21 protein-coding genes are annotated in these 23,813 nt (G+C 38.8%); 7 read left to right on the top strand and 14 right to left on the bottom strand.

The genetic code is table 11. The features are described from left to right. Positions 1-98: 98 nt before the first annotated feature. From N0B48_RS21470 to N0B48_RS21430, 9 genes are all read right to left on the bottom strand, one after another. Entirely contained in the window at positions 99-1,469 is a 1,371-nt protein-coding gene (locus N0B48_RS21470) for an exopolysaccharide biosynthesis polyprenyl glycosylphosphotransferase (RefSeq protein ID WP_259841432.1), read from the bottom strand. Positions 1,470-1,648: 179 nt separating this feature from the next. Then, on the bottom strand, positions 1,649-2,278 hold the full coding sequence (locus N0B48_RS21465) for a 7-carboxy-7-deazaguanine synthase QueE (RefSeq protein WP_259841430.1): 630 nt from the start codon (positions 2,276-2,278) through the stop codon (positions 1,649-1,651). Between the two features lie 7 nt (positions 2,279-2,285). Further along, on the bottom strand, positions 2,286-3,170 hold the full coding sequence (locus tag N0B48_RS21460) for a bifunctional 5,10-methylenetetrahydrofolate dehydrogenase/5,10-methenyltetrahydrofolate cyclohydrolase (RefSeq protein WP_259841428.1): 885 nt from the start codon (positions 3,168-3,170) through the stop codon (positions 2,286-2,288). 21 nt (positions 3,171-3,191) lie between these two features. Further along, the gene (locus N0B48_RS21455; RefSeq protein WP_259841426.1) at positions 3,192-4,016 is read right to left on the bottom strand and encodes a class I SAM-dependent methyltransferase; all 825 of its coding nucleotides are present in this window, start codon (positions 4,014-4,016) and stop codon (positions 3,192-3,194) included. 3 nt (positions 4,017-4,019) lie between these two features. Further along, positions 4,020-5,660: a glucose-6-phosphate isomerase gene (gene pgi, locus N0B48_RS21450; protein WP_259841424.1), complete on the bottom strand. Its 1,641-nt coding sequence runs from the start codon at positions 5,658-5,660 to the stop codon at positions 4,020-4,022. Between the two features lie 453 nt (positions 5,661-6,113). Beyond that, positions 6,114-6,722, bottom strand: coding sequence for a DUF8845 family protein (locus N0B48_RS21445; protein WP_259841423.1), 609 nt, complete (start codon positions 6,720-6,722; stop codon positions 6,114-6,116). Next, positions 6,712-7,221 carry an RNA polymerase sigma factor gene (locus tag N0B48_RS21440; RefSeq protein WP_259841421.1) on the bottom strand — a complete coding sequence of 170 codons (510 nt, stop codon included), beginning with the start codon at positions 7,219-7,221 and terminating at the stop codon, positions 6,712-6,714. The genes N0B48_RS21445 and N0B48_RS21440 overlap by 11 nt, the downstream gene beginning before the upstream one ends. A gap of 25 nt (positions 7,222-7,246) precedes the next feature. Next, positions 7,247-8,116 carry a TraB/GumN family protein gene (locus tag N0B48_RS21435; protein ID WP_259841419.1) on the bottom strand — a complete coding sequence of 290 codons (870 nt, stop codon included), beginning with the start codon at positions 8,114-8,116 and terminating at the stop codon, positions 7,247-7,249. A 157-nt stretch (positions 8,117-8,273) separates the two neighbouring features. After that, entirely contained in the window at positions 8,274-9,176 is a 903-nt protein-coding gene (locus tag N0B48_RS21430) for a DUF4349 domain-containing protein (RefSeq protein WP_259841418.1), read from the bottom strand. Between the two features lie 208 nt (positions 9,177-9,384). On the opposite strand from N0B48_RS21430, the gene N0B48_RS21425 reads away from it, so the two are divergent. Beyond that, the gene (locus N0B48_RS21425; protein ID WP_259841417.1) at positions 9,385-10,743 is read left to right on the top strand and encodes an acyl-CoA dehydrogenase family protein; all 1,359 of its coding nucleotides are present in this window, start codon (positions 9,385-9,387) and stop codon (positions 10,741-10,743) included. An 87-nt stretch (positions 10,744-10,830) separates the two neighbouring features. On the opposite strand, the gene N0B48_RS21420 is transcribed toward N0B48_RS21425, so the two are convergent. Beyond that, entirely contained in the window at positions 10,831-11,208 is a 378-nt protein-coding gene (locus tag N0B48_RS21420) for a DoxX family membrane protein (protein ID WP_259841415.1), read from the bottom strand. Between the two features lie 156 nt (positions 11,209-11,364). On the opposite strand from N0B48_RS21420, the gene N0B48_RS21415 reads away from it, so the two are divergent. After that, the gene (locus N0B48_RS21415; RefSeq protein ID WP_259841414.1) at positions 11,365-11,622 is read left to right on the top strand and encodes a hypothetical protein; all 258 of its coding nucleotides are present in this window, start codon (positions 11,365-11,367) and stop codon (positions 11,620-11,622) included. A gap of 128 nt (positions 11,623-11,750) precedes the next feature. On the opposite strand, the gene N0B48_RS21410 is transcribed toward N0B48_RS21415, so the two are convergent. Both N0B48_RS21410 and lon read right to left on the bottom strand, forming a co-directional pair. Continuing rightward, complete coding sequence (locus N0B48_RS21410; RefSeq protein ID WP_259841412.1) at positions 11,751-12,863, bottom strand: AI-2E family transporter; 1,113 nt, start codon at positions 12,861-12,863, stop codon at positions 11,751-11,753. Positions 12,864-13,264: 401 nt separating this feature from the next. Next, positions 13,265-15,670, bottom strand: a complete 2,406-nt coding sequence (gene lon, locus N0B48_RS21405; protein WP_259841409.1) for an endopeptidase La — start codon at positions 15,668-15,670, stop codon at positions 13,265-13,267. Positions 15,671-15,930: 260 nt separating this feature from the next. Between lon and N0B48_RS21400 the strand changes: the two genes are divergently transcribed. The 5 genes from N0B48_RS21400 (at position 15,931) to N0B48_RS21380 (ending at position 21,964) form a co-directional block, all read left to right on the top strand. Then, entirely contained in the window at positions 15,931-18,084 is a 2,154-nt protein-coding gene (locus N0B48_RS21400) for a peptidylprolyl isomerase (protein WP_259841407.1), read from the top strand. Positions 18,085-18,211: 127 nt separating this feature from the next. Beyond that, a complete protein-coding gene (locus N0B48_RS21395) occupies positions 18,212-19,162 on the top strand; it encodes an MlaD family protein (RefSeq protein ID WP_259841405.1) in 951 nt (316 codons plus the stop codon). Positions 19,163-19,169: 7 nt separating this feature from the next. Beyond that, positions 19,170-20,504, top strand: coding sequence for a 4Fe-4S dicluster domain-containing protein (locus N0B48_RS21390; RefSeq protein ID WP_259841403.1), 1,335 nt, complete (start codon positions 19,170-19,172; stop codon positions 20,502-20,504). A gap of 82 nt (positions 20,505-20,586) precedes the next feature. Beyond that, a complete protein-coding gene (locus N0B48_RS21385) occupies positions 20,587-21,372 on the top strand; it encodes a (Fe-S)-binding protein (protein ID WP_259841401.1) in 786 nt (261 codons plus the stop codon). Between the two features lie 103 nt (positions 21,373-21,475). Beyond that, positions 21,476-21,964, top strand: coding sequence for a hypothetical protein (locus N0B48_RS21380; protein ID WP_259841399.1), 489 nt, complete (start codon positions 21,476-21,478; stop codon positions 21,962-21,964). A gap of 21 nt (positions 21,965-21,985) precedes the next feature. Here N0B48_RS21380 and N0B48_RS21375 read toward each other — a convergent pair whose 3' ends face one another. Together N0B48_RS21375 and N0B48_RS21370 are read right to left on the bottom strand one after the other, a co-directional pair. Beyond that, positions 21,986-22,594: an acyltransferase gene (locus tag N0B48_RS21375; protein WP_259841397.1), complete on the bottom strand. Its 609-nt coding sequence runs from the start codon at positions 22,592-22,594 to the stop codon at positions 21,986-21,988. Then, positions 22,581-23,813, bottom strand: a complete 1,233-nt coding sequence (locus N0B48_RS21370) for an oligosaccharide flippase family protein (protein ID WP_259841394.1) — start codon at positions 23,811-23,813, stop codon at positions 22,581-22,583. Before N0B48_RS21370 ends, N0B48_RS21375 begins: the two co-directional genes overlap by 14 nt.

Genomic DNA, 23,813 nt, shown 5'->3' with positions numbered 1-23,813 from the left:
TTTATTTAATTAAGTAAGGCCAGATTGAAGGCCTAAGGTTTATTTAACCTTAGAAGCAAATATGATTCCTCAAATTTAATCTTAACCTTTTGTTTGATTTATTTTGCGTTTTTATCCCCCCCGATTACCAGTAAAACGGTCTTTAAAACAATGACCAGATCTAGAACAAAACTCCAGTTCCTTACATAGAAAGTATCTGCAAGGATTCGCTTTTTCATTTCCACTTCCACATCTCCGTAATCACCACGAAGTCCGCTTACCTGAGCAAGACCAGTGATACCGGGAGAAACCATACTTCTTAAGCTGTATCTTCCGATCTTTGGTTTATAGTAATTGTCTACGGCCAGCATATGTGGACGGGGACCTACAATGGACATTTCCCCTTTCAGAACATTGATAAACTGTGGCAGCTCATCAAGACTGGTTTTTCTAAGAAATTTCCCGATTGTTGTGATTCTTGAATCATTTTCTTCCGTAGTTTTCGTTGCCGATTCATCATTAACGATCATCGTCCTGAATTTCAGACATGAAAACACTTCTTCATGGAAACCGTATCTTTTCTGTATAAAAAAGACAGGGCCTTTGGAGGTTGCTTTGATGAGAAGGGCAATTATGGGAAATAACCATGAGCAGAGAAATAGTAATATGGATATTGAAAATGCAATATCGAAAGTTCTTTTTACAAGGAAATTGGAATAGAAGTCCAGGGGATATTTTGCCTGGCTAAGAATCGGCTGTGTCTGGATATATCCAAGATCATAAAGGAAAAAATCACTCTGTGTAATACTGGGAATAAGAGAAACGTGTACTTTATTGTCTTCTGCCAGCTTGAAGATTTCTCTTTCTATATCTTCATTGAACAGATTTTCGGTGGATAAAAACAGGGTATGAATTCCGTTCTTTTTCCAGAAACCGACAAGTTCATTAGGCTTGATGGCCATAGTTTCGTATTCGAATATTCTATACCCGTAATCCTTTCTGTCTTTAAATATATTCCTTAAGATCTCGGTAGAGCCCGTTTCTCCCAGAAACATTACATTTCTGTAATTGATCCCCAGTGAACGGAAATATTTGATGGTAAAATAGATGACCGATTTCGCCATGAAAATAAAGAAAAAAAGATAAAACGAAAGCCAGTAAATATCTGAATTGAAAAAAACGTTTTTGCTGACCCTTCCGATCAGCAGAACTCCCAGTATAAAAAAAAGAAAGTGAATCAAGAGGCGTTCTAAAAATAAAGTATATGTAAGATTCCTCTGAATATTATAAATTTTTGTCCTGCCACTGAGAAGCATCCAGAACAAAAACAGCAATATCAGCGAAAAAATATTCTCATACCACGTTTCTCTATGGTATCTTAAACTTTCATTTCTGCTTATAAAAAAGAATATGAAAATAGATGCAATAACCATAAGGTCAAGCAAAATAATAATCGACTTCAGGTATCTAGAGTATCGAATTCTCTGCATCTATCGGTGTTTAAACGGATACGAAGAGCTAAGGTACATATTTTTTATGGTATATCTCGCCTTAGAGGAATATTATAAATTTTCCGCCTACTACTTGGATACTTCAGTAGAAAAATAGCCATATGAATAAAAAATAGCTTAATTCAAATTTGTTCTGTAGAGTTCAGAGGAGGTGATCTTTAAGGTATATTCAGGTATTTATGAGTCTGAACTGAAGCCTGCCATTCCGGATGAGCCAGAATAAAATCAGTGATCTTTGGATACATCTCATCACGTTTGCTCCACTCGCTCTGAAGATATAATCTGCAATTTTCAGAAACTTTTGCGGCTTGCTCGGTGGCAAATTTAAAATCATTATTATTAAAAACAATCATTTTAAGTTCGTGAGCTTTAGCATAAATTTCTTCTTTCGGAAGCCCTGTTTTCTTTGGTGAAAGAGTAATCCAGTCGATTTGTCCGCTCAAAGGATACGCTCCTGAAGTTTCAATATGTATGGTGCAACCTAAGTCTTTTAATTTAGAAGTCAAAATATCTAAATTCCACATTAATGGTTCGCCACCGGTCAAAACAACAATTTTACAATGTTTTGCGGCAGTTTCTGCAATTTCTTCAGCATTCATCAAGGGATGCAGCGTAGGATCCCAACTTTCTTTCACATCACACCAGTGGCAACCCACGTCGCAACCTCCCAGTCTGATAAAGTAAGCTGCTTTTCCGGTATGTGCACCTTCTCCCTGAATAGTGTAAAAATGCTCCATTACGGGGAGCATTTTACCTTCTTTTAATAAAATATCTTCTTCTTTGTTCATTTTAAAATTAGTCGTTATAGACCGAAGTTTTGTACGCGATGATGGTGTTCTTCATCAGCATGGCTCTGGTCATTGGGCCTACACCTCCAGGTACCGGCGTGATCCAGCTTGCTTTGGCTGCACAGCTGTCAAAATCTACGTCACCTGCAAGGTAATATCCTTTTGGAGAATCATCATCTACTCTTGTGATACCCACATCCACGATTACTGCGCCGTCCTTGATCATATCTCCTTTCAGGAAATGAGGATCACCTAAAGCCGTAATAACGATATCAGCCTTTTTTGTATATTCTTCGATGTCTTTTGTGTAAGAGTGCGTCAAAGTCACGGTAGAGTTACCCGGGAAATCTTTTCTTCCCATCAGGATGCTCATAGGTCTTCCTACGATCTTACTTCTTCCGATGATCACACAGTCTTTTCCTTTGGTTTCAATATTATATCTTTCCAATAATGTCAGAATCCCGAAAGGAGTAGCAGGAAGGAAAGTGTCCATTTCCAAAGCCATTTTTCCGAAATTTTCAGGGTGGAAACCATCTACATCTTTTCTTGGATCAATAGCCATAATGATTTTTTCCTGATCGATCTGGTCCGGTAAAGGAAGCTGTACGATAAAACCGTCTACAGACTTAGATTTATTCAGCTCATCGATTTTTTCCAATAGTTCAGATTCAGAAACCGTACTTGGGAATTTTACAAGTGTAGAACGGAATCCAACTTCCTCACAGTCTTTTACTTTACTGTTTACATACGCCTTGCTCGCTCCGTTGTTTCCTACAAGAATTGCTACCAAATGCGGTGCTCTTTTCTTGCTTTCAAGGATCTTATCCACTTCAACCTTGATCTCCGCTTTTATTTCTTTGGATACTTTAAGTCCGTCAAGAATTTCTGCCATTTTTACTTTTTTTACTTTTATTTAGATTTTATTGAATACAACAATATCCTGGAATTCATCGGCACCTTCCTTTTCTACATCAGTTCTCCAGAATCCTCCTTTTACGGTGGTTACTTTTAATCCGGCTTCTGTTGCCATCTGGTTCAGCAATGGAATGCTTACCGCAATATTGGCTGCGGTTACTTTATCATCCATAAGTCTGTATCCTTCATACTGATGCGGAAATGGCATGGTTCCAAATTCCGTTTTAGACTCATCATAAAGGAAGAATGTGGCCAGACACTGTCCGCCGCTGTTCAGAACCCGGCTGATCTCGCTCAGGTATCTTTTGATCTCAGGAATCTGCATGTGAGTGAATACGGAGAACAGAAATGCTTTGTCAAACTGCGCATCATCATAAGGAAATGTAAAATTCTCCGCTTTTTGGCTGAAAGTATTATACAAATCGTTATAAATCGGGGTAAACTTGAATTTAAAATTCGGATGTTTTTGACCGATATTTTTGTTGCACCAGTTAATTCCCTTTTCTACAGCATCAAAACCATCATAAGTTCCTTTATCAATGGTTCCAGTAAGGGCTACAGCCGTTCTACCGATTCCGCATCCTACATCCAGAACACGATCGGTATTTTGTAAGCCAATGTGTTTTTTCAACGCATTCACCTGACGGATCCCGTGAGGAATAAAGTCGCTGCCTCCTACATAAATATCTCCTTTCTTAGGCTCGTTTTTAGATCTTTTTCCGGTAAGCCCATCATAGAGGTCTATCGGAAAATAATAGATCTTTCTCCCCAAAAGCCTGAGGCCTGGAGGAAGTTTATAATAATATGACCGTAATGCAGACATCTGCTATTTATTTCCTTTATAATAATTGATCAATCCGTTGGTAGAGCTGTCATGAGAACTTACGGCCTCATTGCTTTCAAGCTCGGGAAGGATCTTGTTGGCTAAAACTTTTCCTAACTCCACTCCGAACTGATCGAAGCTGAAAATATTCCAGATGACACCCTGAACAAAGATTTTATGCTCGTACATAGCAATCAGCTGTCCCAGTGAAAAAGGAGTTAATTCCTTGAATAGTATAGAGTTGGTAGGCGTATTTCCGTGGAAGACTTTGTAGTTTAACAGTCTGTCAATTTCTTCATCAGATTTTCCTTCATTTCTTAATTCCTGTTCTACTTCCTCTTCAGATTTTCCGAAAGCAAGTGCTTCAGTCTGAGCGAAAAAGTTAGCTAAAAGCTTCGGTTGGTGATCAGAAACAGCATTGCTGCTTTTCGCATAAGCGATAAAATCGGCAGGAATAAGTTCCGTTCCCTGGTGGATTAGCTGGTAGAAGGCGTGCTGTCCGTTTGTTCCCGGCTCGCCCCAGATAATGGGTCCTGTTTCGTATTCAACGAATTCACCGTTTCTGTCTACGCATTTTCCGTTACTTTCCATATCTCCCTGCTGAAGATAAGCTGCAAATCTGTCCAGATATTGAGAATAAGGAAGAATCGCGTACGTGGTGGCAGCATAAAAATTACGGTACCAGATTCCTATTAGTCCCATTAAAACCGGGATGTTTTCTGAGAAATCCGCAGTCTGGAAATGTTGGTCTGTGTCAGAAGCCCCTTTTAGAAGCTCTTCAAAATTCTCATAACCAACTGCCAGAACAATGCTTAGGCCGATAGCACTCCATAGAGAGTATCTTCCGCCTACCCAGTCCCAGAACTCAAAAATATTTTCTTCTGCAATTCCGAACTTTTTAACGGCTTCAACATTAGTGGATAAAGCCACAAAATGTTTCGCCACATCTTCTTCTTTTCCTGCTTTCAGGAACCAGTCTTTCGCAGAATTGGCATTCGTCATCGTTTCCTGAGTCGTAAAGGTCTTGGAAGCAATGATGAATAAAGTGGTTTCAGGATTCAGTTTTTTAACGGTTTCAGCAATGTGATTCCCGTCAACGTTTGAAACGAAGTGAACGTTTAATCTTGTTTTAAAATGTTTTAAAGCAGAACAAACCATCACCGGTCCAAGATCTGATCCTCCGATTCCTATATTCACAACATCAGTGATTTCTTTTCCGCTGAATCCTTTGTGCTCTCCTGAAATAATTTTTTCAGAGAACGCTTTCATGTGGCCAAGAACTCTTCTGATCTGAGGCTTTATATTTTCACCGTCTACGATGATCTCTTTGTCTGAAAAATCCCTTAGGGCCGTATGCAGAACTGCTCTTCCCTCTGTTTCATTGATCTTGTCTCCTGAAAACATTTTGGAAATAGCGTCTTTCAGCTGACACTCTTCCGCCAGATGAAGTAAAAGCTCTTTTGTTCTTGAATCGATCAGGTTTTTAGAATAATCAAAAAGGAAGTTGTCCTTCTGTAGAGAAAATTCATTGAAACGATCAGGATTGTACTGAAAAAGACTTCTCAAATCAAAGTCATTTCCTGCAAAATGTTCGTCAAGAGCTTTCCAGCTGTTGGTTTGTATAGGATTTATTTTTGATAGCATACTCTAGGAATTTTGTAGATTCAGAAAATGATGGTGTGGATCAGAATGTTTAAAATCCATATCATTTAATTTCTGATGTGCAAATTTAAGGAAAAATAAAACCTCAGATAAATTTGAGCACGATAAATAACATTTTTTTAAAAAACAAACCCCAGATAAGGTCTGAGGTTTCATGGTTATTGTTTTGTAAAAGATAGCCGGGAAAGTTATAATGATGTGTTCTTGCAGATTGTACGGATAGAGCAGATAGGCTTTTTGGACGCAAAGAAATTGATTATCTTATTTATGAAGGGAAGCAAAGGCGGAATCAATTTCATGGATTCGATTAAGCGGGTGTTTTATGCCTATCACTTCATCAGTGACGCAGTCACAGTCTTTGCTTTCCTTAAAAACTAAACATTAGCAAGATGAAGCTTGCGTTAAAAATCTTTATCTCTTCCCCAAGTTTTGCAGTTATTCATCCATTTCGTTCAGGATGTTTTCAAGACGTTTGGCATTTCTTCCGTAGATGTATTTTGTCCAAAGCACAATGCTCGCTACGATGGCTCCCGTTCCGATAAGAACGCTGATGATTAAAGCCTGCTGATAATTACTCGACATATCTCCTAAAGATTCTCCTTTTTTCTCCAGTATATTATAGAACTCCAATCCTAAGGTGATCATAAAGTGCGGAAGCAGGAGAAATCCGAAAGACTGGTATCTTTCCATATTCAGCTTCAGTTCATGGTATATTTTCCAAAGGCTGTTTTTGGTGTTTCCGTCATACAGTTCGGTCTGCTTATAAAATTTATAGAATCCGAACAGATAGTAGGAGGATATCACGACCAGCATCGCATACGAGGTATAGTAAATAATATACTGAGATTCAGGAAAACGAAGCTGTTGTGGGAAAAATGCAATAAGAATTACTGCTATGACCTGCATCGGAAATTCCGCTTTCATACTTTTCTGGATCTTTTCGATAGGATGTTTGCTTTTCTTTAACTGTTCTATGGTGTTGGGAATGTTGACGCTGTCGCCGTCTTCGTTATTCCACTGTTCTTTTAATTGATCAAAATTCATAGCCTGATTTTTTTATGATTTGCTGTATTTTTTCTTTGGTTCTGTTGAGTTTTACACGGGCGTTGCCTTCGCTCAGCCCCAGGTTATCACCGATTTCTTTGTGAGACATTCCTTCCATGAAATAAAAGATGACGGCTTTTTCCAGTGCTTTGAGCTCCTGGACTGCAGCGTAAAAAATTTCTAACTGCTTGTCCTTTGCAGGATTGTAGTCTTCATTCTGCACTTCAAAATGATGCGGCACCTCGGTTTGATTATTCGTCCGCTGCTTTTCTTTTTTTAGATAAGTGATCGCGGTGTTGATGGCCACACGGTACATCCAGGTCGAAAATTCACTGTTTCCTTTGAAGTTCTGATAAGATTTCCATAGCTGGATAAGGATCTCCTGCTGCAGGTCTTCCCGGTCTTCCAAAGAATCCGCGTAGATACGGGAGGCCTTGTACAGAATGCCTTTGTGCTGGTTGACGAGCTTTAAAAAAGCGGTTTCAGTTTGACTGCTCACGATGATTTCATGGTTTGGTTATACGTTATAAGCTTGATACCGGTTTCACGGTGTATCCTTTCGCTTTCAGGAGACGGATCACGCCGTTGTCACCCATAAGATGAGCGCCTCCCACTGCAAAGAAAGAACTTTCTTTTTTCATCATCTCAGGCATTTTTTCTGCCCAGTTTTTATTTCTGTCCGTAAGCATGGCTTTCTCCTGAGTAGGATTCATCATTTTGTCATCTTTAAAAAGGGTATAAAGGGATTGCACATCTTCTTTTTTAAAGGCAGTGACCATCTTATTAAGCAGGGTTTCATATTCTTTTCCCATTTTTAGCTGCTGAATGACTGCTTTCAGATCATAAGCTTTATTAATGGAGGTCATCTGTTCTTCCACTTTTTCAAGCCCGAAGACTTTCTTTTTGCTTTTCATCGCACTTTGAAGAAGTTCTATTTCATACAGTTTTATTTCAGTCTGTGGACATGGGATGGCTTTCATTGAGATCAATGCATATAATGCCTGTGAGCTGGAATTGTCCATCTTCTTTAAATCTGTTCCATATTCAGCGAGGATTTTATCCAGTTCCTTTGCTTCTGCAGGATTAAGCTGATCTGATAGTTTTTTATCCGTCCGATACATTTTCTGCATGGCTGTCATTTCAGCAGGATCCGTATAATTGATCTCCATCACAAATTGATCAGATTTCTCAAGAGCTTTCATTACTTTAGGCTTAATCTCAAAATCCTTGCTGCACATCACATGACAGGTTCCTGCAATATAAGAAGGTTTGGTAAGACCATTTCCGGAAACTTCCCAGAGTGTACTGTTTTCCGAGCCCGTGTTCTGAGCTCTTGCCGTCATAAAGGTTGCTGATAATACTACTGCGAACCCAAGTTTTACTAAATTTTTCATATGATTAAAGTTTTTGATTATTTATTCTTTTAATCAGTAGGTAAGGGGAGTATAATGATCGTTACAGTTTTTTTTGAAAAAAATAAAAAACCTCCCGGAAAGGAGGTCTGTAAAATCTAAAATTATGATGATAACCAGTTGGTTAGGATTGCTTTTATTATTCCTGAATTTTTGTGTGTTCAGACTTTGTAAGTTTTCTTTTTCTCAAAAAATAGACAACTACACCCAAGAGTATGAGTAAAGGCCATATGGTGATAAGTCCCACAGCGATCTTTTGAATCAGGTAAAACCCTTCTACAAAAGCATTTTTAGCATCATATATAAAATTGAATTTATATTTATTGTCGATGTTGCGGGTATTGGTCACTGCGATTTCAGCAATACGAAGTTTAGGTTCTTTAATGTAAATGTCTATCGTGCTGTATTTGATATTGTCGGTAGTATCCATATTGGCTAACTGCTGCAGGTTTCCTTCCGCCATATTGTCGTTGTCCAGCTGTACTTTGTCTTTATTCGTTTTCAGTTGACCGATGTTTTCCTCCGTCTTTTTAATTCTTTTGCCTTCCATTTCTGCATACTTGATGCCCGAGGTTACATCTTCCGCGTTGATCGTTCTGGAATTCAGGAATAGTTTTTTGTCATTAATTTTTACAAGCAGTTCACCTAGCTTTTCTGTCGGAACACGTACCTTCATGGTATTTTCCGTCTGATATTTTTTGATCAGCATCGCGTCATTATCGGAAGTATTGTAGGTGTCCTGTGAAATGACATTGCTTTGAAGATTGCTGTGGGTTACAAATCCTCCAAGATCCTGAACCGTTTTTTCAATGGAAACCGTTGCTTCATAGACGTCTTTGACTTCCATATTCACATCAGCCGTTTTAATGAACTGTTTGTCCTTTACTTTCATAGTGGCTACAGAAGAAACACTGTCTGTAACCATGGCAACAGTAGAATCCGCAGAATAGCTTTCAGTGGAGACTGCTTCTCCTTTTTTACATGAATAGATTCCTAATAAAAGAACTGCTGACAAGGATAATTTAATGTAAGTCGTTTTCATAGCGTTGATTTTTGTGGGTTTTCTTAGGTCAAAGTTCTGCCAGGATCCTTTGTAATATTTGAAAATCAATCGCAAAAAGTTTGTAAAGAAATATTTCTGTTTTAATTTACTGTAAATGAGTATTTTGTAAAACAAATGGTCATGGAATGACTTGTTTTCGGAGCAGTTTTTGCTTAACTTTTACAAATCAATCCCACAAAACATTACTATGTCAAATACTTTTTCCAAAATCAGAAACGCTATAGAATTATTCAGATCCATAGATTTTGATCAGCTGAGTACTATTTCTCAAAAAGTTGACCTCCCCAAGCTGATGCAGAATTTCTCCAAACTGGACGACAAACAGTTGAACGGAATGATGAAAATGCTTGATCCCAATAAGAAAAAGCGTGAACTTCCGCCTATTGATGGTGATTTCTATGATATCTATCACACACTGACTCCTGAGCAACGTGAGATTCAGCTTAAAGTAAGAGCGTTCATGGAAAAAGAAGTGAAACCTCTCGTGAATCATTATTGGCTCAGAGACGAATTTCCTTTCGAACTTATTCCAAAATTCCAGAAACTGAATATCTGCGGGGTAACCTATGAAGGATATGGCTGTCCGGGCATGCCTTTTCTGATGGAAGGCGTTATTGCGATGGAAATGGCGAGAATAGATGCTTCTATTGCTACATTCTTCGGCGTTCAGTCCGGATTGGCGATGGGCTCTATTTATATCTGCGGATCAGAGGAACAGAAACAGAAGTGGCTTCCCCAGATGCAGAAATTTGAAAAAATTGGAGCTTTTGGACTTACAGAGCCTGAAGTAGGATCCGGAGCAGCGGGAGGACTTACTGTAACCTGTAAAAAAACTGAAGAGGGCTGGATTCTTAACGGCCAGAAAAAATGGATCGGAAATGCAACATTTGCAGACCTGATCATTATCTGGGCAAGAGATCTTGATAGTGGGGAAGTCAAAGGATTTATCGTAGAAAAAGATAATCCGGGCTATTCCGTTGAAAAAATCAAAGGAAAAATGGCATTGAGAATTGTGCAAAACGGATTAATCACTTTAACAGATTGTCTGGTAACCGAAGAAAACCGCCTGCAAAATGCCAATTCATTTAAAGATACCGGAAAAGTTCTGCGTATGACCAGAGCCGGAGTGGCATGGATGGCCACAGGTTGTGCAAGAGGAGCCTACGAAAGCGCATTACAATATACCAGAACCAGAGAGCAGTTCGGGAAACCGATTGCTTCATTCCAGATGATTCAGGGGCATTTGGTGGAAATGCTTTCTAATCTTACGGCCATGCAGACCATGGTTTTCAGATTGTCAGAAATGCAGGATGAAGGAATTTTAAAAGACGAGCATGCTTCACTAGCCAAGGTTTTCTGTACCCTGAGAACCAGAGATATTGTTTCCAGAGCAAGAGAAGTGCTGGGAGGAAATGGGATTCTCCTCGAATATGATGTGGCAAGATTCGTTGCCGATGCTGAAGCCATCTACTCTTACGAAGGAACAAAAGAGATCAATTCACTGATTGTGGGAAGATCGATCACCGGATTCAGTGCATTTGTATAGATAAAAGGTGGTAGGTAGCAGATGATAGGTTGCAGGTTAATCTCCGCAATGTTACTTGCTACCTGCAACCTATTATCTATTACCTTTTTAACTAATCAAAGCTTTATATTTCTCTCTGTCATCAATAATTGCCCAAATATTGATCAGGAACATGACTACAGCCGTGATGATTCCCGTCTGATTCGGGTCTCTGTATATATTGTGAATAACGATTCCTACCATGACCGGAAGGAGGATGATAGCGCCCAAAGCTTTGGTCTTCTGGAAGATGAATAATACTCCGCCGACAATTTCTACTACTCCCACTAAAGGTAACAGCCAGCCGATTTCACCGAACGCAGCAAAGATCTTGATCTGCTCATCGGACATTTTAGGCATAGGTGAATAATGGAAGAATTTGTTCAGTCCGGCATGAATAAACATCAATGCAAAAATGAACGAAAGGATAAATTTTACGATTTTCATGATTGTTGATTTTATATCAAATGTATAACAAAAATGATATTCGTTTGTGTATTATTATTAAAATTTGTTAATGTTATTTGTTTCTCTCGGTATTGTGAGTAAATTCTGATTTCATTTAATATATTTGTGGTTCAAATTAAACTAAACAATCGTATTATGTTGAAAAAACTTCAAAAATTAGATCGCGAAAATTTAAAGAAAATTAATGGAGGAGGAAGAGAGCCTATCTGTGATATCGGATTGGAAGGATGTCCTTGTAAAATTCCGCCAGGACACCCTTGTTTAGGTGGCGGAGGTGGTGGAGGTACCAATCCGGGAACGGATTTAGGATACTGCCCGGACAACCAGTCTTATATTCCATGTGACCAAACCTGTCCAAGCGGAATGAGCCCATTCTGCGCTGCTATAGTTTAAAAATAATGGCTGTCTTTTTTAAGGCAGCCCTCTTTTTTTATAAGTAATAAGCAATGAGTAATTAGTAATAAATGAAACAAATAGCAGTCATTACTTATTGCTCATTACCCATTACTTATCATTTATGATCAGTCCATTTCCTTCAGCGTAATATTCTTAGAGATCTTGTAGCTCTTCTTCTTTTTGTTAGGCTTTTCTTCCTCACCGAGCAGTTTACCCCAAGGTTTTAAACCTTCTACTCTTTCAAAAATGATCTTAATGATGGCAATAGCCGGAATACATAGAAACATGCCTGCAATTCCCCAAAGATGTTCCCCTAAAATAATTCCTATAAAAGAAAAGAGGGCATTGATCTTTACTTTTGAACCCACTACAAATGGGAGAACGATATTTCCGTCAATAATGTGAATGGCGATATATCCAATAGCAACATACACACATGTGGAAGGTGTTCCGGTTGCAAAGGCAATGAAACATGAAATTAATAGGGAGATACAGATTCCGAGATAAGGAATAACATTAAGTAACCCTGTCAGAACAGCAAGGAGAATCGCATACTTTACGCCTAAAACGGTAAGAACAATAGAAGAAAGAATAGAAACGATCAAAACCTGCAGACAAAGCCCGAAAATATATTTCTTCGTCATTACCCGGATTTCGGTCACCACTTCCTGTACGCTGGCTTTATGCTTTTCGTTAAAAACCGTTACAATGAAATTATTAAGAATTCTTCTGTAGTTTAAGATAAAGATAAAAAACAGGGTGAAAAATACAATAAAACCAAATCCACTTGAAAATATCCCGAACGTGAAACCAAGAATCACTCCGGAAGAGGATAATAATTTATTCAATCCTTGATTAATGTAATCAAGCTGTTCATCAATTTTTACATTGAATGTCTTTGAAATCCAATGTTGCAGATTATTAAAAACGGTAGTCACCTGCTCCCTGAGATGCGGCAGATCTTTACTGAAATCGGAAAGCTGTGATCCGAAGAAATAAATAATCCCTGCTAAAATAGCGAGCATCACAAAAACCGAAGTCATCGTCGAGATGGATCTTGGAAATCTTAACCTTCTCTCCATAAAAGTCGCGGCTGGAAGAAACAGCATAGCCATTAAAAAAGCCAGAAAGAAAGGCGCTAAAATGCTCTGTCCGAGTGCTAAAAGGTAACCAAGACCAATGATGGAAATGGTAACCATTGTCAATTTAACAAGAAACGGGAGTCTAAGGAAATTCATAATTTTTCAAATCTGTCGGATAAAAATAAGAAAACACAACTAATTAATAGGGTCTTTTAGTTTAATTAACATAATTCTTTTTGAATGATATGATGTAGGAACAGAGCCGTGTGGTATGTATTTTCTTTAAAATAATTTCAACGATTTTTATTATTAATGGCCTATGTAGATTTTAAAAATCTCGCGCAAATTTCTCAGATTGCACAGATATGTTTGTTTTGCCGAAGAAACTCTTAGATTTTCATAAAACTTAAGTGCTCTTCCTACGCGCTATGTACGTAACTTAAATTTACTAAAGTGTTAAAAAACTTTTGTGTCTTTTGTGGTTGGATTTTAAAAAAAAACGCACCCCAGACATAATCTGAGATGCGTTTCCTTATTGAGAGTTGATATGTTCTGAATTATTTTTCGATTGCAAAATCGATCACATCTTCCATTCTGTTTACGTAATGAACAGTCAGGTTTTTAAGATAATCTTTTTTGATCTCCTCCACATCTTTTCTGTTAGCTTCACAAAGGATCACCTCTTTGATACCTGCTCTTGTAGCAGCCAGAAGCTTTTCTTTGATTCCGCCTACAGGAAGTACTTTTCCTCTTAACGTTATTTCTCCCGTCATCGCAAGATGAGGTTTCACCTTCTTGTTCTTAAATGAAGAAACCATAGATGTTAGCATCGCGATACCTGCAGATGGTCCGTCTTTAGGAGTTGCCCCTTCCGGAACGTGAACGTGGATATTTTTCTTATCCAGATCTTCCTGTGCAATTCCCAGATCATCATGTCTTGCTTTGATATATTCCAGAGCAATCGTTGCAGATTCTTTCATCACGGTTCCTAAGTTTCCGGTCATGGTAAGACTTCCTTTTCCGTTGCTTAGAATACTTTCGATGTATAAAATGTCTCCACCTACACTTGTCCAGGCTAAACCGGTTACAACACCAGGTACTCCTGTGATTTCAGAAAGACTTTTAGGTCTCGGTACACCAAGGATCTCATCTATTTTTTCAATAGTGATTTTTGGATCGTATTCTTTTACCAGAGCAGTCTGAAGAGCCACCCATCTTGCAATGGAAGCAATTCTTTTCTCTAATGTTCTTACACCGCTTTCTGAAGTGTGCGCTTCGATTATATGTTTAAGTTCAGGATTTCCAAGCTTAAATGATTTCGCATCCAAACCGTTTTCCTCCTGTTGTTTTTTAATTAAATGTCTTTTCGCGATTTCCGTTTTCTCTTCCATTGTATATCCCGCGATCTGAATGATTTCAGTTCTGTCCAGAAGAGGAGTCTGTATCGTAGACAACGAATTCGCTGTAGCAATGAACATCACTTTGGAAAGGTCATAGCCCATTTCTAAGAAATTATCATAGAACGCTTTATTCTGTTCAGGATCAAGAACTTCTAAAAGCGCAGAACTAGGGTCACCGTGAAGTCCCTGAGCAATTTTATCAATTTCATCAAGAACGATTACAGGGTTGGAAGTCCCTGATTTTTTGATAGATTGAAGAATTCTTCCCGCCATAGCTCCGATATATGTTTTTCTGTGTCCACGGATCTCACTTTCGTCATGAAGTCCACCCAGAGATAATCTTACATATTTTCTGCCTAAAGCATCAGCAACAGATTTTCCTAGAGACGTTTTTCCGACTCCCGGAGGCCCTACTAGCAATAGGATAGGGGATTTCATATTGTTCTTCAGTTTCAGAACAGCCATGTGCTCCAGAATCCTTTTCTTAATATCTTCCAATCCGAAGTGCGCTTTATCTAAAGTTTTTTCAGCTTTTGCTATATCGAAAACGTCCTTTGTATAAGTTTCCCACGGAAGATCCGTGAAGAAATCAAGATAATTTCTCTGAACGTTATAATCCGGAGAATTAGGGTTCTGACGTTGCAGTCTGTTGATCTCCTTCTGGAAATGATCTTCCACTTCCTGGTTCCATTTCTTTTTTCTTGCCTTAATGATCAGGTCTTCTACATCGCTTTCCGGACCGCCTCCCAATTCATCCTGGATGGTTCTGATCTGTTGGTTCAGGAAATATTCTCTTTGTTGTTTATCAAGATCCTTTGAAGTTTTCTGGTGGATCTGATTTCTCAGTTCCAGCTTTCTGAAATCTTCATGCATCATTTCGTAGCACTTGTTGGCTCTTTCCATCAGGCTTTTTTCTTCAAGAAGTCTTTGCTTTTCGATGGAAGGGAAGCTGGAATTGGTGCAGATGAAATTAAGCAGATCATCATTATTGTTGATATTCTTGATCGCAAAATTGGCTGCATTCGGAATATTCGGATCCAGTTCAATGATTTTTAATGCAAGATCTTTGATGTTTTCAAGAAGAGCGTCGTATTCTTCCCTGTTTTTCGGCTTTGAATCTTTTAATTTGGTGATTTCTGCTTTAAAATAAGGCTGATTTTCCACGATCTTTTTGATCTTAAATCTGTGAAAACCTTTAGTGATTGCGGTGATGTTACCTTCCGGCAATTTGATGATCTTAATAATCTTGGCAAGCGTACCGGTCTGATACATATCTTTCTCGGCAGGCTGCTCCAGATCTGAGTTTTTCTGGCTCACGATCCCGATGAAATCACCATTTTTCTGTGCTTCTTCAAGCAGCTGTATCGATGTTTTTCTTCCTGCAGTAATAGGAATTACTACGTTTGGAAACATGACCATATTTCTTACGGGAAGTATAGGGAATATTCTCTGTTCGGAATTCTTATCAGTCTCCGAAAAGTCTGAAAGATTGATCTCCTCGGCTACAATGTCAAACCCATCGCTGATCATTTCCTCTAAACTGATATCTTCAAATTCTGTCATAGTTAATGAAATGACAAATTGTCATCTTCGTTTTAAATCGTTAAAATGATATTTTACAATATGCGCTGAAAACGTGCAGCGTATTACGGTTCTCTAAATTGCACAATACCTATGCCATTTGTTTTTTGCTGAAAAATATGGTCAAAATTTCCTTTTTTCAATAATCTTTCATTTTAAAAATTAAAATAAAGGACTTCTGCTTCTCTAATTTCTTAAAAATGTGTATTTTCGCAAACTGATAAAAAACTATAATATATAAAATGGCAATTTTAGGACAGATTAGGAGTAAGCCTTGGCTTTTGATGGGAGTGATCGCATTGGCGCTTTTAGCGTTTCTCGTAAACCCTGATAGCATCGACAAGGTTTTTGGAAAAAATCCTGATGTTTTAGGAAAAGTAAATGGTGAGAAAGTCACCCGCGAAGAGTTCAATGATCAGCTTTTCGTACTGCAGCAGCAGGCTGAACAACAGAGCCGTCCAAAAACGGGACTGGAAGAGCAGGCTTGGCAGTTACTTGTACAATCTAAACTTATCAAGCAGCAGTTTGAGAAATTGGGCTTTGAGATGACTGATGATTATTTCTGGAATCAGATCCAGTATGATCAGATGTTTGCCCAGCAACAGCAGTTCTTTGATGAGAAAGGTAATTTTAAAACTCAAGAGCTTAAAAAGGAAATTGAAACATTAAAAAACACCAATCCTGAACAATACAACCAGTGGTTGAAAACCAGAAAAACTGTAGAATACAGATTGATGGCAAGACAGGTGTTTACTAATATTTCAGCAGGTATCACTACTGGCAAGAAAGAAGCTGAAGAGCTGATGAAGCAGAGAGACCAGTTAGCTGACATCGATTTTGTAAAGATCGACTATGCAGCATATCTTCAGAAAACGAAGATCAACGTTACTACGGCAGACCTTGAAAACTACATCAAGCAACACCCTGTAATGTTTAAAGCAGAACCTAGCAGAAATGTTGGAATCGTATATTTCCCTTCTACACCTAGCCCTGCAGATGATGCAGCAGCTCAGAAGGAGATCAATAAACTATTCTCAGGGGGTACAGACGCAAGCGGAGGAGCAGAAAACTTCCAGAATACGAAGAACGACTCTATGTTTGTAATGGCCAATTCTGATATGCCTTTCAACAACCAGTATGCAAAACCGAACCAGTTGCCTCAGAGCATCCAGGGACAGATTGCAACGGCTGCAGTAGGACAGACTTTCGGACCATACAAGGAGCAGAACTTCTATGTAATTTCAAAACTTTTGGATAAAAAGACTTCTGATTCTACATTGTCAAGACACATCCTGATCGCTTTCAAAGGAAGCCCGGCAGGAGAAGGGGTAACGAGATCCAAAGAGCAGGCTAAGAAATTGGCAGACTCTATCGGAGCTATTGTTAAAGCCACTCCGGCTAAATTTACAGAGTTTTTAAAACTTTCTAACGACCCAAGTTCAGCAGCTCAGGCAGGTAGCTTAGGATGGACTACTCCGGAAACACCTTTCGTACCGGAATTCCTTACTTACTTAGCGAATAACCCTAAAGGTGCTACAGGTGTTGTAGAAACACAGTTCGGATACCATATCATCAATATTGAAGATAAAAAAGCAGGGTCTATGAGCTATAAAGTAGCTAACCTTGTGAAAGAAGTGAAGCCATCAGACGCTACAGAAGCAGAGTCTGATAAAAAAGCAAGAAGATTCATTCAGCAGGTTCAGGGGAAATCTTTCAACGATTTCGTGAATATTGCTAAAAAAGGAAACTACCAGTTCTCCAATCCTAAAGCAGCCAAAAGATTTGACGGACAGCTTCAGGGTCTTGGTACCGATAAAGACGGAGAGATCTTAGCTTGGGCTTTTGATAAGAAAAGAACAAAAGGAGATTCAGAATTATTTACTGTAGAAGGTACAGGAGATAAGATTGTAGTATATCTTAACGGAAAACAGGAGGCAGGTCTTGCAGATCCGGAATCAGTAAGAGACCAGATCGAAGTGATTGTTAAAAATAAATTAGCAGCAAAACAGATCTCTGATAAAATTGCAGGAGCTAAAGCTTCCAACTTAGATCAGATCGCTAAATTATTTGCTTCTACGAAACAGGCCGCTCAGGTTAATATGCTTAACCCTTCAGTAGCAGGTGCTATGGAACCTAAAGTTACTGGTGCAGCTTTCGGTGTGGCGAAAGGAAAACTTTCTAACCCTATCGAAGGCGGAACAGGCGTTTATGTTTTGATCAAAAAATCAGAAACCGTAAACAAGCAGCCGGGTGACCTTAAGCAGTTTACAGAATCTATTACCCAGAGAAATGCAGGAATGTTCGGACAGGCTTGGATGAAGAGTCTTCAGGATAATGCAGATATCGAAGATTACAGAATCGAGATCTGGAATAAGATCGGAAACCAACAACAGTAAGAAATTTATTTTTACAGATATAAAAGCGGCAGAATTTTCTGCCGCTTTTTTGTATTTAACGCAGAACAATAAAGAAAAAGATTAATTTAAAATGTGTTATATTTGCTCATTAGAAAAAAATTAGCAAGTGAAGTTCAGTAAAGAAATAAAAGCTGGTGTGATCGCACTTTTGGCTATTGTAGGTTTTGTAGTGTTGTTTCAATTCATGAAAGGCAGAAGCCTTTTTACCACCGATAATATATTTTACGCAAAATACGATAATGTAGAAGGGCTTGCACAGTCGTCTGCAGTTTCCATCAATGGTCTGAAAGTAGGACAGGTCGACAAGATCATCCCTAAAACGGCAAAAGACGGAAAAATCAGTTTTATTGTGAAAATCACGGTGGATGACAAGTTCGAGTTTTCGAAAAATTCAACCCTTGAAATCTTTGAACCGGGTCTTATGTCCGGAAAAGAGATGCGAGTAAACCTTATGTACGGTGGTCAGACTGCAAAAGACGGCGATACGCTTTTGGGTTCTTTCAAATTAGGAACTTTGGGAAGTCTTTCTTCTCAGGTAGGTCCGGTGAAAGATCAGCTGCAAACTGTTTTACATCGTGTAGACTCTCTGATGGCTAATGCTAATCTATTGGTAGATGCACAGAACAGAGCAGAGATCAAAGCGTTACTTTCCAACCTTAATAAGACGGTAGGTGCTTTGCAAACTACAGCAGGAAGTGTAAATACCCTTGTAGGCCATAATGATCCTAAACTTCAGAAAGTACTTGATGATGCAGCGATTACCATGCAAAGTGGTAAAGTAACATTGGATAAATACGGGAATCTTGCAGAAAGCATTGATACTAAAAAACTGAATTCAACAATAGCAAATTTAGACGCTACCGTTGGAAAACTTAATCAGGTCATTTCCGGAGTTGATAACGGACAAGGAAGCTTAGGTAAGCTAATGAAAGATGAACAGCTTTACAATAATCTGAACTCTGCTTCCACCAACCTGAATTCATTAATTGAAGATATGAAAGCCAATCCTAAGAGATATATTAATTTCTCAGTTTTCGGTAAGAACAATAAAGACTAATCACCTTATGCAGTACATCGATAACATTATTTTTCTGATCTTATTAGTTGCTGGATTTGGGCTGTTTGCAAAAAGCCTGCTAAAGATTTACAGAAATATCAAGCTGGGAAGAGAAATCAACAGAAGCGACAGGAAATCTGAGCGCTGGGAAACCATGGCCAGAGTAGCGATGGGCCAAAGCAAAATGGTAAAACGTCCTGTAGCCGGTATTCTTCACCTTTTTGTCTACGTAGGTTTTGTGATTATCAATATTGAATTGATCGAAATTATCGTTGACGGAATCTTTGGAACCCACAGATTTTTATCTTCTATCCTCGGACACAGTTTCTACAATTTCTTTACAGCGACTTTAGAAATTCTGGCGTTGCTTGTGGTAATCGGAGTGGTTGTGTTTTTCATCAGAAGAAACTTTTATGGCGTTAAGAGACTGACCATGAAAGAACTTTTCGGATGGCCGAAAAACGATGCCAACTGGATTCTTATCATTGAATTTGCACTAATGATCGCGTTCTTTAGCATGAATTCTGCAGATTATGTTCTGCAGATGAGAGGTGTTCTTGCGGAACATGGAAGCTTTCCGATCAGTGAAATGACATTGGTTCCATTTTTAGAGGTTTTCAGTTTTGACAACGGATTTCTGATGTTTGTTGAAAAAGGAGCCTGGTGGTTCCATTTTGTGGGGATTCTTTTCTTCATGAATTATCTTTATTACTCAAAACACCTTCATATCATTTTGGCGTTCCCAAGCACTTGGTTTGCGAATCTTGATAAAAAAGGAAAATTCAATAACCTTGATTCTGTAACCAAGGAAATTAAATTAATGATGGATCCTAATGCTGACCCTTACGCCGCACCGGCTGAAGGAGATGCTGCAGAAGCTCCGTCTAAATTTGGGGCAGAGGATGTATTTGACCTTAATCAGATACAGCTGCTAAATGCCTATTCCTGTACCGAGTGTGGTAGATGTACTTCGGTATGTCCTGCCAATATCACCGGGAAAAAACTTTCTCCGAGACTGATCCTGATGAAAACAAGAGACAGGCTGGAAGAAGTAGGCAGAAACATCGACAAAAACGGAAAATTCGAAGACGACGGTAAGAAACTTCTGAATGATTATATTACCAAAGAAGAGCTTTGGGCGTGTACAACGTGTAATGCATGTACGGAAGCATGTCCGGTGTTGCTGGATCCGCTTTCTATTATTTTCGAAATGAGAAGATTCCTTGTGATGGAGCAGTCCGCTGCCCCTCAGGAGCTGAATCTGATGATGACGAACGTAGAAAACAATGCTGCCCCTTGGCAGTATAACCAGGCAGACCGTTTGAACTGGGCAAATGATTAATTAATGTAACAATGTAAAATAATGTAGCAATGTAGCAATCATTGGTAAACTGGTACATTGACATATTGGTAAATTTGAAAAAATGGATTTCAATATAAAAACAATGGCAGAATATGCTGCCGAAGGAAAATCCCCGGAAGTTTTATTTTGGGTGGGATGTGCAGGAAGTTTTGACGACCGCGCCAAAAAAATCACGAAAGCATTTTGCAAGATATTAAATAAAATAGAAGTTGAATTTGCCGTTCTGGGACAGGAAGAAAGCTGTACCGGAGATCCCGCAAAAAGAGCAGGAAACGAATTTGTTTTCCAGATGATGGCCCTTACCAATATCGAGGTCCTGAATGCTTACGAAGTGAAAAAGATCGTTACGGCATGCCCTCACTGTTTCAATACCCTTAAAAATGAATACCCGAGCCTGGGAGGACATTATGAAGTGGTACACCATACTCAGTTCCTGAAAACCTTAATGGAAGAAGGCAGGCTGAAGATCGAAGGTGGAGCTTTTAAAGGAAAAAAGATCACTTTCCACGATCCGTGCTACCTGGGAAGAGCCAACAATGAGTATGAAGCTCCAAGAATTCTTCTTGAAAAACTGGACGCTGAGCTTGTAGAAATGAAACGTTGTAAAACCAACGGTTTATGTTGTGGAGCAGGAGGTGCACAGATGTTTAAAGAACCTGAAAAAGGAAACAAAGACATCAATATTGAAAGAACGGAAGAAGCTTTGTCTTTCCAGCCAAAAGTGATCGCTACAGGATGTCCGTTCTGTAATACGATGATGACAGACGGTGTAAAGCACTTTAACAAAAACGAAGAAGTAGTTGTAAAAGATATTGTAGAACTTCTTGCTGAGGCAGAAGATTTATAACAGCATCATTAAAGATATATAAAAACTCAAGCACAGGCTTGGGTTTTTGTTGATTATAAACTCAGGAATATTTCTTAATTTTATACTTTAAAATTGACAGGATATGAAAATTGAAGAATCCAGTATAGTAGAAACCAACGACTACAGAGTCATTATATACCCCGCATCAAGACCTTTTGAAACAAAGGAAGCTAAAGCCATCACCGAAAAACTGTTCGATTTCCTTGCGACTTGGGCAGCACACGGAAAACCGCTTGATTCATCCTTTAAAATAGAGAAAAATCAGTTTATCGTGGTATGTGTAGACGAAGAGAAAGAAATGGCTTCAGGATGCAGCATTGACGCCTTAGGGAAGATCATGCGCGAGATCGATGAACAGTATCAGCTTGGCCTTTTCGACAGAATGAAAGCGAGCTTTGTACAGAATAATGAAGTAAAGACCCTGAAACTTCAGGACTTTAAAGCTCAGTTGAGAAGCGGAGAATTGCCAAAAGACATCCAGGTTTTTGATTTTTCCAAAAATACCTATCTGGATTTTCTAAGTCACTTTCTTCTGCCATTTGAGAAAAGCTGGGCAGCAGGGATCGCTTAGTCCGATATAAAATACAATCTACTAGAACTTTAGATTGACGCCTTCAGGAAGTTTTCTGTTAAAAACAGTCTTTGTGAAGTCTTCAATATAAGGTTCTTTTTGTTTGATCACCTTACATGGATTTCCCACCGCAATGGAATTGGATGGAATATCTTTCGCAACGATGGAACCCGCCCCGATCACTACATTGTCCCCGATTTGTACCCCTGGAAGGATCACAGAATTGGTTCCCACAAAAACATTATTTCCGATGACAATAGGCCCGCATTCATCATGGATGCTGTGATTATTGTGATTATGATTGGCCGAAATTAAAGAAGTTCCCGCTCCGAAACCTACATTGTGTCCGATAATGATGCCGTTATTAGCCTGGATATAAATATTAGGGTTATCACCCGGGTCGCACATAATTCCTTTCTTAATTTTCGTATAGTTCCTGACCTCCGAAGTAAAATGCACCGGCCACGGGACATTTCCGTTTATTCTCAATAATTTTTGAGGGATCAGGTAATAGAAAAAAAGAACATGGGGCAGCATGTACTCGTATTTTTGGCGGTAATAGTCCGGATAGAAAAAATTATTAATTCTATGGAAGATCTGGTATTCAATAAATTTTTTAAACGGATTCATTTTTCTTCAGAATAAACATGATGTAAAAATACAAAAATCCATAGCCTATAAATAAAAACAGCGAAAAAATACCAACCAGATAACTGATTCCTTTCTCCTTTCCAATGAAAATGGCGGCTATATTCACCAGAAAAAGGTAAATATTAAAGATCAGGGCTACATTGTTTTTCTTTAAAATTGTAAGAATATCGGAAATAGGGTTGATAAGACTCCGGGTAAGATATCCGAAAGACATCAGGAAAATAAACAGTCCGAGATGCTCCCAGTTTTTATTGAAAAATAGTTCCAGGAGAGGAATTCCGGCCACGTTGATCAGAATGTATAACGCGAAAATAATGTAGAAGTTCATTAAACTCATCTTCTTTGTATACGAAAACAGCTCACTTCTGCTTCGCCCTCTGTTGTTAAGTTCTGCAGCTCTCGGATAATACACGGTTGCGATGGAAGACGAGATCAGAAGAAGCGGAACAGACATGATTTTCACCGCTAAAGAATATTCTCCCAGCAGCGAATCTGCAAAATAAAGCGAAATCAGGATCGGCATAATATTGTTCCCCAACGCATTGATCAGTGTCGAAGGGTAAGAGTATTTAAAAAGTTCCGGCCGTTTTTTCGCATTGGCCTTATATTTTTTCAGATCCGGTTTTACAAAATATTTTCTGGAGCAATAAAGAGCGGCAAGAAAAGCCGCAATATACCCGATAAGACTCCCGATCACAAGACCATTTTCTATCTTGATAAAGACAAATACCACCTGAAACAGAAAGCTCACCACCGAATCTACAATGGTAAGTACTGAAACCAGCTTGAATAGCTTCTTTTTGGCCAGCAGAAACTTGGCATTATTGGTGAATAAATACAAAAAACCGGAAAAGATCCCAAGAAATACAATGTTTTTAGGAATGTCAAAGGGAATAAGAATCAGCAGAAAAGCCAGAATCATGACCGCTGCTGAAATAATACCTGCCGTACTGAAATTATTATTCACTTCATCTGCATCGCCCTCAAGCATAATCATGTGTTCCTGAGCAAGGCTGAGTACCACTGTAAATATGCTCATGATGCTCAGGTAGATACTGAAAATGCCGTATTCAGATGAGCCGTAATATTTAGCCAGCAAAAGCCCGCCGATCACCAAAACAAACTTGGAAATAAAGTTCCCCTTAAAGATGGTGGTGATGTGGCTGCCGTTTAATCTTTTGAGTTTGTTTAAAAACAT

It is taken from the genome of Chryseobacterium herbae, from assembly GCF_025154075.1.
Lineage (GTDB): Bacteria > Bacteroidota > Bacteroidia > Flavobacteriales > Weeksellaceae > Chryseobacterium > Chryseobacterium herbae.
Note: the sequence above shows the minus strand (reverse complement) of the source record. Positions and strands in the feature narration are given on the sequence as shown.

Excerpts from the sequence above, each read along its gene's own strand:
- N0B48_RS21470 (WP_259841432.1), bottom strand. The coding sequence starts at position 1,469 with ATGCAGAGAATTCGATACTCTAGATACCTGAAGTCGATTATTATTTTG.
- N0B48_RS21465 (WP_259841430.1), bottom strand. The coding sequence starts at position 2,278 with ATGAACAAAGAAGAAGATATTTTATTAAAAGAAGGTAAAATGCTCCCC.
- N0B48_RS21460 (WP_259841428.1), bottom strand. The coding sequence starts at position 3,170 with ATGGCAGAAATTCTTGACGGACTTAAAGTATCCAAAGAAATAAAAGCG.
- N0B48_RS21455 (WP_259841426.1), bottom strand. The coding sequence starts at position 4,016 with ATGTCTGCATTACGGTCATATTATTATAAACTTCCTCCAGGCCTCAGG.
- pgi (WP_259841424.1), bottom strand. The coding sequence starts at position 5,660 with ATGCTATCAAAAATAAATCCTATACAAACCAACAGCTGGAAAGCTCTT.
- N0B48_RS21445 (WP_259841423.1), bottom strand. The coding sequence starts at position 6,722 with ATGAATTTTGATCAATTAAAAGAACAGTGGAATAACGAAGACGGCGAC.
- N0B48_RS21435 (WP_259841419.1), bottom strand. The coding sequence starts at position 8,116 with ATGAAAAATTTAGTAAAACTTGGGTTCGCAGTAGTATTATCAGCAACC.
- N0B48_RS21430 (WP_259841418.1), bottom strand. The coding sequence starts at position 9,176 with ATGAAAACGACTTACATTAAATTATCCTTGTCAGCAGTTCTTTTATTA.
- N0B48_RS21425 (WP_259841417.1), top strand. The coding sequence starts at position 9,385 with ATGTCAAATACTTTTTCCAAAATCAGAAACGCTATAGAATTATTCAGA.
- N0B48_RS21420 (WP_259841415.1), bottom strand. The coding sequence starts at position 11,208 with ATGAAAATCGTAAAATTTATCCTTTCGTTCATTTTTGCATTGATGTTT.
- N0B48_RS21415 (WP_259841414.1), top strand. The coding sequence starts at position 11,365 with ATGTTGAAAAAACTTCAAAAATTAGATCGCGAAAATTTAAAGAAAATT.
- N0B48_RS21410 (WP_259841412.1), bottom strand. The coding sequence starts at position 12,863 with ATGAATTTCCTTAGACTCCCGTTTCTTGTTAAATTGACAATGGTTACC.
- lon (WP_259841409.1), bottom strand. The coding sequence starts at position 15,670 with ATGACAGAATTTGAAGATATCAGTTTAGAGGAAATGATCAGCGATGGG.
- N0B48_RS21400 (WP_259841407.1), top strand. The coding sequence starts at position 15,931 with ATGGCAATTTTAGGACAGATTAGGAGTAAGCCTTGGCTTTTGATGGGA.
- N0B48_RS21390 (WP_259841403.1), top strand. The coding sequence starts at position 19,170 with ATGCAGTACATCGATAACATTATTTTTCTGATCTTATTAGTTGCTGGA.
- N0B48_RS21385 (WP_259841401.1), top strand. The coding sequence starts at position 20,587 with ATGGATTTCAATATAAAAACAATGGCAGAATATGCTGCCGAAGGAAAA.
- N0B48_RS21380 (WP_259841399.1), top strand. The coding sequence starts at position 21,476 with ATGAAAATTGAAGAATCCAGTATAGTAGAAACCAACGACTACAGAGTC.
- N0B48_RS21375 (WP_259841397.1), bottom strand. The coding sequence starts at position 22,594 with ATGAATCCGTTTAAAAAATTTATTGAATACCAGATCTTCCATAGAATT.
- N0B48_RS21370 (WP_259841394.1), bottom strand. The coding sequence starts at position 23,813 with ATGTTTTTAAACAAACTCAAAAGATTAAACGGCAGCCACATCACCACC.